The sequence below is a fragment of the Sodalis-like endosymbiont of Proechinophthirus fluctus genome, from assembly GCF_001602625.1.
Taxonomy (GTDB): Bacteria; Pseudomonadota; Gammaproteobacteria; order Enterobacterales; family Enterobacteriaceae.
The window spans coordinates 8,349-16,692 of the sequence record NZ_LECR01000025.1; the positions used below are offsets into that span (position 1 = coordinate 8,349).

General features: G+C 50.3%; 5 protein-coding genes, 1 rRNA gene and 4 pseudogenes. 9 read left to right on the plus strand and 1 reads right to left on the minus strand.

All coding sequences use genetic code 11. The annotated features are described in order from the left end of the window. Positions 1 to 46 precede the first annotated feature (46 nt). The 3 genes and pseudogenes from tatE to tatC all read left to right on the plus strand — a co-directional run bounded on the left by tatE (position 47) and on the right by tatC (position 1,658). Positions 47 to 313 carry a twin-arginine translocase subunit TatE gene (gene tatE / locus BG74_RS03230; protein ID WP_066596580.1) on the plus strand — a complete coding sequence of 89 codons (267 nt, stop codon included), beginning with the start codon at positions 47 to 49 and terminating at the stop codon, positions 311 to 313. 3 nt (positions 314 to 316) lie between these two features. After that, positions 317 to 883: a Sec-independent protein translocase protein TatB gene (tatB, locus tag BG74_RS03235; RefSeq protein ID WP_066596582.1), complete on the plus strand. Its 567-nt coding sequence runs from the start codon at positions 317 to 319 to the stop codon at positions 881 to 883. 3 nt (positions 884 to 886) lie between these two features. After that, positions 887 to 1,658: pseudogene (gene tatC, locus BG74_RS03240) on the plus strand (Sec-independent protein translocase subunit TatC). Between the two features lie 126 nt (positions 1,659 to 1,784). On the opposite strand, the pseudogene rfaH reads toward tatC, so the two are convergent. Continuing rightward, positions 1,785 to 2,279: pseudogene (gene rfaH / locus BG74_RS03245) on the minus strand (transcription/translation regulatory transformer protein RfaH). Between the two features lie 173 nt (positions 2,280 to 2,452). On the opposite strand from rfaH, the gene ubiD reads away from it, so the two are divergent. The 6 genes and pseudogenes from ubiD to BG74_RS03270 form a co-directional block, all read left to right on the plus strand. After that, a complete protein-coding gene (ubiD, locus tag BG74_RS03250) occupies positions 2,453 to 3,937 on the plus strand; it encodes a 4-hydroxy-3-polyprenylbenzoate decarboxylase (RefSeq protein WP_066596585.1) in 1,485 nt (494 codons plus the stop codon). Positions 3,938 to 3,986: 49 nt separating this feature from the next. Then, positions 3,987 to 4,688, plus strand: a complete 702-nt coding sequence (gene fre / locus BG74_RS03255; RefSeq protein WP_066596587.1) for an NAD(P)H-flavin reductase — start codon at positions 3,987 to 3,989, stop codon at positions 4,686 to 4,688. 155 nt (positions 4,689 to 4,843) lie between these two features. Continuing rightward, a pseudogene (gene pepQ / locus BG74_RS03260) lies at positions 4,844 to 6,235 on the plus strand (Xaa-Pro dipeptidase). Continuing rightward, positions 6,220 to 6,616: pseudogene (locus tag BG74_RS10365) on the plus strand (potassium transporter TrkG); the annotation flags it as partial. The pseudogenes pepQ and BG74_RS10365, both read left to right, overlap by 16 nt. A 22-nt stretch (positions 6,617 to 6,638) precedes the next feature. Continuing rightward, entirely contained in the window at positions 6,639 to 7,187 is a 549-nt protein-coding gene (hemG, locus tag BG74_RS03265; protein WP_066596589.1) for a menaquinone-dependent protoporphyrinogen IX dehydrogenase, read from the plus strand. A 355-nt stretch (positions 7,188 to 7,542) separates the two neighbouring features. Then, positions 7,543 to 8,344, plus strand: a 16S ribosomal RNA gene (locus BG74_RS03270); the annotation flags it as partial.

The window sequence follows — 8,344 nt, forward strand, 5'->3', positions numbered from 1 at the left end:
CCGGTGGCGTATAACCAGGTTTTACCCCATTCACAGAGGTAAATTTATGGGCGGTATCAGCATTACACAATTATTGATCATAGCAGCTATCGTAGTACTATTATTTAGCACCAAAAAGCTGCGCTGTTTGGGTTCGGATTTAGGTGCTTCGATTAAAGGATTTAAAAAATCCATGAGCGAAGATGATAATGCGGCGACGAAATCGTCGGGTAAGTCTACCCAGGATGCCGAATTTACCCCACTACCCATTGCGCAGAAAGCAGATCCAGCACGGCCGGATGAAACCATACATAAAGATAAAGAGCAGGCATAAGCCGTGTTCGATATTGGATTTGGTGAGCTTATGCTGGTATTCGTTATAGGACTAGTAGTGCTGGGTCCAGAACGTCTGCCGGTTGCAGCCAGGATGGTGGCGAGTTGGATCAGGGCAATACGATCCATTGCGTCGACGGTGCAAAACGAATTAACGCAGGAGTTTAAGCTGCAAGAGCTGCAGGACAGCCTAAAGAAAGTTGAAGAGGCCAGTAAAAATAATCTGTCGCCGGAGATAAAATCTTCAATGGAGGAGCTGCGTGAAGCGGCGGAGTCCATGAAAAAGCAATTCAAGGCTATCAATAGTGCCGTAATGGATCAGATTGAGCCGCATACGATTCACAATCCGCTGGTGACTGATCCCGAGGCGTTGTATGGCAGTGTGATCCCGGCGGAAGACGATGATCTACAGGTCGACGCGTCGCCGATGACGCCGGCCGATTCCGTAGCGAATCCGGCGGTCCAGCCCGAGAAGCCCTCCACGAAAGCGCCAGCCCAAGCGGATCCGGGCGGCGTAGCATCAGCCCCGCGGCCGGCATCTTCCACTTATCTACTGAATAATGATCGCTAATCCATGATCGTTGATGATACCCAACCCCTAATCAGTCACTTAATCGAACTGCGCAAGCGGCTACTCTATTGCATCCTCAGCGTATTGGTAGTCTTTCTAGCGCTGATTTATTTCGCTAACGATATATATCAGCTGATATCCGCGCCGCTTATCAAACAGTTGCCAGCGGGTGCTAGCATGATAGCGACTGATGTCGCGTCGCCGTTCTTTACTCCAATCAAACTGACCATCATCGTCTCGGTGTTTGTCTCCGCGCCTCTATTACTTTATCAGGTATGGGCCTTCGTGGCACCCGCACTATATAAACATGAACGCCGACTGATAATGCCGCTGCTATTCTCTAGCACCCTGTTATTTTATGCCGGTATGGCGTTCTCCTACTTTATTGTATTCCCGCTGGCCTTCAGCTTTCTTGCTCATACCGCCCCGCTCGGTGTGCTTATCGCGACCGATATTAATAATTACCTCGACTTCGTTATGGCATTGTTTATGGCGTTTGGGGTGTCGTTTGAAGTGCCGGTGGCGATCGTACTGCTATGCTGGAGCGGCGTAGTAACACAGGAGGATCTGTGCAAGAATCGGCCCTATGTACTCGTCGGCGCCTTTGTCATTGGTATGCTGCTGACGCCGCCGGATGTATTTTCCCAAACGTTGTTGGCGATACCTATGTATCTGCTGTTTGAAATCGGCATTTTCTTCGCCCGGTTCTACGTAGGTATAAGGGCGTAAAGACGCTGAGGAAGAAGACGATCCCGAGGAGGATGATCCTGAGTAGCGTTGCGGCATGGGCAATACAATCCGTCAGGGTGAGGACGGTTGGTAGTAGTGTATGACGATTTCCAGGTTAGTTAGCGTTAAGCCTTCAACGATGCGGCGATGTATCAACCTCGCCGAAACCCAGCTACTGGATTTTATGGAATTGGTGATTATCCAGGCTTTGATACACTTTTTATTCAATAAATTTAGAATGATAAAGAGCTCTTCGCCGTCAGGTTTGGTTTAAATGGCCTGTAGTCCTTCAAATACCCCGGCAGTGATTAATACTGTGTCGCCGCTCGAAGCGTCTCAGGATCGCGGCCGGTCACGTTGTCGAAACTGTGGTCGCACAGTTCTTTAATGACTTCGGCGGGGATAATTATCGGCAGACTGCTGAAGTGTACAAAGTGACTGACACCGCGGTTATCGCTGATGGTGTTGGTATGGATTATTTTCGGATAGAACCAGATAAACAAATAGTTAAGAAACATCGGTTCGCAAGTTTCTGTATGCTTGCCCCGGGTGATTTTCTCCAGCGTTTACCATCGGCGTAAAACAGGGCGACTGCCTACCATTCCAGATGTTTTAGCACGCAGTAATCTCCCACTCCTACAAAATATAATAAATACCAAGATTCCATGTTTACCTCTCATCGAAGACTCAGCATAGCAAAATCCATAGAAGATATATTATGGCACCGGACGCCTCCTTAGGGCATCGGAGGGGGCTTGTTTTTACCGACTTTGACAAAAGCCCAGCAAGGCTGATAAACAGATATTATAATGAAGGCTAAATACTGTTCCTGATGATGTTATGAAATATCGTGAATTGCGCGAATTCCTCGCCCTGCTGGAGCAGCGGGGGGAATTAAAACGAATTAGCTTTCCCATCGATCCCTATCTGGAAATGACAGAAATCGCCGACCGCACGTTACGGGCCGGTGGTCCAGCACTGCTGTTTGAAAACCCTGACGGGCATACCATGCCGGTGCTATGCAATCTGTTTGGCACCCAAAAGCGGGTTGCGCTCGGTATGGGACAGGAGAGCGTTAGTGCCCTGCGCGATGTGGGTAAATTGCTGGCATTTTTAAAAGAGCCGGAGTCGCCCAAGGGTTTTAGAGACCTGCTGGACAAAGTTCCCCAATTCCGCCAAGTGCTGCATATGCCGACTAAACGGCTAAGCGCCGCGCCTTGCCAAGAGCAGATCTGGCAGGATGATGATGTGGATCTCGGCCGTATTCCGGTCATGCACTGCTGGCCCGGCGATGCCGCGCCACTTATAACCTGGGGGCTTACAGTTACGCACGGGCCGCATAAAGAACGACAAAACCTCGGTATTTATCGTCAACAGGTGTTGGGCAGAAATAAGGTGATTATGCGCTGGCTGTCTCACCGCGGCGGTGCACTCGACTTCCAGGAATGGACGCGGCAAAACCGCGGTAAACGTTTTCCCGTCGCGGTAGCTCTCGGAGCTGATCCGGCGACAATCCTGGCCGCGGTGACGCCAGTGCCCGATGCACTCTCCGAATACGCATTCGCCGGCCTTCTGCGGGGCTACAAAACCGAAGTGGTCAAGTGTGTTTCCTGCGATTTAGAGGTGCCGGCCAGAGCGGAGATCGTTTTGGAAGGTTACCTTGAGGAGGGAGAAACGGCGACCGAAGGTCCATATGGCGACCACACCGGCTATTACAATGAAACAGACAGTTTTCCAGTCTTTACCATAACCCATATTACTCAGCGGCGCGATGCGCTGTACCACTCAACCTATACCGGCCGTCCGCCTGATGAACCTGCGGTATTAGGGGAAGCGCTCAATGAAGTTTTCGTTCCCATATTACAAAAGCAGTTTCCGGAAATCGTGGATTTTTACCTGCCGCCGGAAGGGTGCTCCTACCGCCTAGCGGTTGTGACTATCAAAAAGCAATATGCCGGCCACGCTAAGCGGATAATGATGGGAATCTGGTCATTTCTGCGTCAATTCATGTATACGAAATTTGTTATCGTATGCGATGATGATATTAATGCACGTAATTGGAAAGACGTGATATGGGCGATGACGACCCGTATGGATCCGGCGCGTGATACGGTCTTGATGGAAAATACACCGATAGATTATCTTGATTTCTCTTCGCCAGTTTCCGGACTGGGATCGAAAATGGGCATGGACGCGACAAACAAATGGCCGGGAGAAACACAGCGCGAATGGGGTACCCCAATTGCAATGGATCGGACAGTGCGCGCACGCGTTGACGCTATCTGGGACCAGCTGGCTATCCTAAAAAATGATCACGCGTCGTAATTACGCGGCGCTCGTGGCGAATTGCTTAATGACCCGACAGAGGGACTGCATGACAACATTGACCTGTAAGGTCTCTTCCGTAGATGCCATCACTGATACCATTTACCGCGTAAGGATGGTACCGGAAGCGGCTTTCCGTTTCCGCGCCGGACAGTATCTGATGGTGGTGATGGATGAACGCGATAAACGCCCTTTTTCCTTGGCGTCAACTCCCATGGAAACGTCGTTTATCGAGCTGCATATCTGTGCCTCCGAACTCAATTTGTATGCGATGGCCGTCATGGATCGTATCCTGAAAAATAGGGAAATTACCGTCGAAGTCCCGCAAGGCGAAGCCTGGTTACGTGATGATACCGACAGGCCCATCGTGCTGATCGCCGGCGGTACTGGTTTCTCCTATGTGCGCTCAATTTTATTGACAGTGGTGATGCGCCAGCCCGAGCGCAAAGTGGCAATATACTGGGGCGGCCGTGAGCGGGATCATCTCTATGACTTAGGAGAGCTGGAGGCGCTTATCCTGCAGCATCCGCAATTGTCCGTAGTACCTGTGGTCGAACAGCCTGATGAACAGTGGCAGGGCCGTTCTGGTACCGTTCTGATGGCGGTGATGCAGGACTATGGCTCCCTGGAGCCCTACGATATCTATATCGCGGGGCGCTTTGAAATGGCAAAAATCGCCCGTGAACGTTTTTGCTCTGAGCGTAGCGCCGTGGTTGATCGTATTTTTGGTGACGCTTTCGCCTTTATTTAAGCAAAGTTCATCCGTGTCAGCGCCTGTTCATTCGCGGAGGCAGCCCGGCGGGGAGGCGGAACTTGTTGGGTCAGCCGCTATTCCAGGCGAAGCGCTGTGGTAATGCGTAGCGCCGTGGTAATATAAGTCAATTGCGTTCCTCATAGGGTCTGAACATGGAATCACATTTTTCGTTATATCAGGATCATCTCGTCACACTCCAAAATCTTACCCAGGAGATACTGCAGCGCCAGCACCTGCATGGATCAGCGATCCATGCAGGTGAGCCAATTAGGTCGCTTTCTTGATGCTCATGACTACCCGTTTAAAGTCAATCCCCACTTCAAAGCCTAGCTGCTGGTCACTCACGTACCTCATTGCTGGCTATGGGTGGCCATGGTAAAAAAGCAGAAACTCTGGTATTAGTATTACCTGCCGGTGGACTATTATATCTCGTGGAATTGCCGGATAGATTTTTAGACATCCGTATGTGGATATATCTCACCGTTCGCTTATCCAGACGAGATTACCACGCTGTTGCCGCCGTGTGACAAGGTCCGCCGGTCACCACCTGGGATTGGTGCCTCAGCGTGCCTCTGGCCTGGGGATCGAGAGCGAGTACATCGACCAGCAGCCGGTGCTGGATTATTTGTATTTTCACTGCGCCTATAAAACAGACTATGGACTCACTTGCATGCGCGAGGCGCAAAAATCAGCGGTCAACGGTTATCGGGAGGCGAAAGAAGACTTTTTGTCCGCATGTGCGAATGTGCGAATTTGATATTAACATTGCCTACCTTAAAGTCTGTGGTAAGTCTGTGGTCACCGCGATACCTATGTGCCTTATAATAATTATCGCTATGAATGAATATGCCACGGTATTGCATTATACCTGCCTGGATCAGCGCGCGACGAACCACGTCTACAGTTTCCTGATCGATGTTGGAACGGGATATAACGGTTACGCCACTGACCTGATCCGCACTCATACGGAGCAAAAAGACAGCGATTTCGCCGCGCTAATTACGGCGGTGAATAACGAGCAGCAGGTGCTTATCGCCACAATTGATAACCGGTATCAATATTATATTGACTATCATGCTAAAATGTATGGTAAAAGCACCAGCTTGCTGCGACAGTTTAAGATTGCCAGCGACCTTAGCGAGGACCATGGTGGCAGAGGGTATTACCGTACCGTTCCTGCCGAATAGACTGGGGCATTCGCTGGGATTACAGGTACATGATATTGCCAGCTTCATGTAAGATGATCACGGTACCTCTCTAGCGCTGCCGTCGCGCCACCCCCAACTGTGTCGTGCGCGTGTGCTGCAGATGCGGATGGTGTTTAAGATCAAACCCGGTCTTTATTTTATCCAAATGCTGTTATAGCCCCCGGCGATCCAACTCTTTCAGCCGGCACTTTAACTGGTCGCGCATTGAGAGCTTTAAACCTTAATGGCGGTATCCACATTGGGGATAATATCATCATTCGCGACAACCACATCGAAAATATGACGCGCGCTGAAATTGGCATGATGGCGTCATGGTTCGCACCGGTAGCGGATTAAAAGGTAATCATCTTACTGACTCTCATAGCCCGCGAGAGCTGAAATGCTTAGTGTATCCAAACGCGGTTTACACTATCAGGTTGGGCAACCGTAGCGTTACCGGAGCGGATTATGGAAGCGTTTTGGGGATTTTTCCGCTTATGTGCTAGTGGTTATCCTCAGTATGCTGGCGGTGAGTAGCCCCCAACCCCACCATTGCCGATAGTTTTTCCGCCTTTTCGGCGGTGGCGGCAATGCTTAATAACCTTGAACCCGGCCTGGGGCATGGCCGATAACATTACCCCCATGAATGCGGTTACCAAGTGGATCCTCATTCTGACCATGCTGTTCGGCTGTCTGGAGGTATTTACTCTATTGGTCCTGTTTACGCCGACTTTTTAGAATGAACGATACAAGGTTTACCATGAAAACGTTGATTCTCTACTCAAGCTATGACGGACAAACGCAAAAAATTGCGCGCGCCATCGCGGCTCATCTTACCGATTGTTGCGAATGTGATGTGGTAGATTTGCGTCTCGCCCACGATCTTAATCTGCAGTGTTATCAGCGGGTAGTGATTGGTACGGCGATCCGCTATGGCCGTTTTGCCGCAGATATTGACCATTTTATCGCGCAGCAGCTTGAATGGCTGCACAGTATCCCCAGCGCGTTTTATTCCGTCAATTTGACAGCGCGAAAGCCCGATAAACGTACCTCTAGCACGAACACCTATACCCGGAAATTCCTGGCGAAAACGCCCTGGCGGCCGGATCTTTGCGCTGTGTTTGCAGGTGCATTGTGCTACCCGCGATACCGCTGGTTTGATCGGGTCATAATTCAAATGATAATGAGTGTGACCGGCGGTGAAACCGATCGTACCAAAGAAGTGGAATATACAGATTGGCAGCAAGTTTCTACCTTTGCCGATGATTTAGCGCAATTAACTGCCAAACAGGTGACGCAGTGCCTATAAAATAGGGTTTTTTTCTGAAAAATCATTAAAATTATTTTAATTATTTATCCTTGTCACCGTCAGTGAAGGCCCTATAATGCGTCTTCACTGGCCGGGAACATAACCGGATCAGCTAGAGGAAGGTGTCCCACTACTGGAAAATAACAGGTTTATTATAAAGAGGAAAATTGTAGTATACGCCACCCGCACCAGTAGGGAAAATACCTCCCGGTTTACGCTCTTTAACAATTTATCAGACAATCTGTGTGGGCATTCACGAGACGATATCGACACACGAAATATCAAGTCTTGAAGAAGAGTGAACAAACGAATATTCATACGAATACCAGTTTTAATTCTTTGAACATCAAGCTTTTAATTGAAGAGTTTGATCATGGCTCAGATTGAACGCTGGCGGCAGGCCTAACACATGCAAGTCGAGCGGCAGCGGGAAGAGGCTTTCCTCTTTGCCGGCGAGCGGCGGACGGGTGAGTGATGTCTGGGGATCTGCCCGATGGAGGGGGATAACTACTGGAAACGGTAGCTAATACCGCATAATGTCGCAAGACCAAAGTGGGGGACCTTTAGGCCTCACACCATCGGATGAACCCAGATGGGATTAGCTAGTAGGTGGGGTAATGGCTCACCTAGGCGACGATCCCTAGCTGGTCTGAGAGGATGACCAGCCACACTGGAACTGAGACACGGTCCAGACTCCTACGGGAGGCAGCAGTGGGGAATATTGCACAATGGGGGAAACCCTGATGCAGCCATGCCGCGTGTGTGAAGAAGGCCTTCGGGTTGTAAAGCACTTTCAGCGGGGAAGAAGGCAATGGCGTTAATAGCGCCATTGATTGACGTTACCCGCAGAAGAAGCACCGGCTAACTCCGTGCCAGCAGCCGCGGTAATACGGAGGGTGCGAGCGTTAATCGGAATTACTGGGCGTAAAGCGTACGCAGGCGGTCTGTTAAGTCAGATGTGAAATCCCCGGGCTCAACCTGGGGACGGCATTTGAAACTGGCAGGCTAGAGTCTCGTAGAGGGGGGTAGAATTCCAGGTGTAGCGGTGAAATGCGTAGAGATCTGGAGGAATACCGATGGCGAAGGCGGCCCCCTGGACGAGGGCTGACGCTCAGGTACGAAAGCGTGGGGAGCAAACAGGATTAGATACCCTGGTA

Excerpts from the sequence above, each read along its gene's own strand:
- tatE (WP_066596580.1), top strand. The coding sequence starts at position 47 with ATGGGCGGTATCAGCATTACACAATTATTGATCATAGCAGCTATCGTA.
- ubiD (WP_066596585.1), top strand. The coding sequence starts at position 2,453 with ATGAAATATCGTGAATTGCGCGAATTCCTCGCCCTGCTGGAGCAGCGG.
- fre (WP_066596587.1), top strand. The coding sequence starts at position 3,987 with ATGACAACATTGACCTGTAAGGTCTCTTCCGTAGATGCCATCACTGAT.
- hemG (WP_066596589.1), top strand. The coding sequence starts at position 6,639 with ATGAAAACGTTGATTCTCTACTCAAGCTATGACGGACAAACGCAAAAA.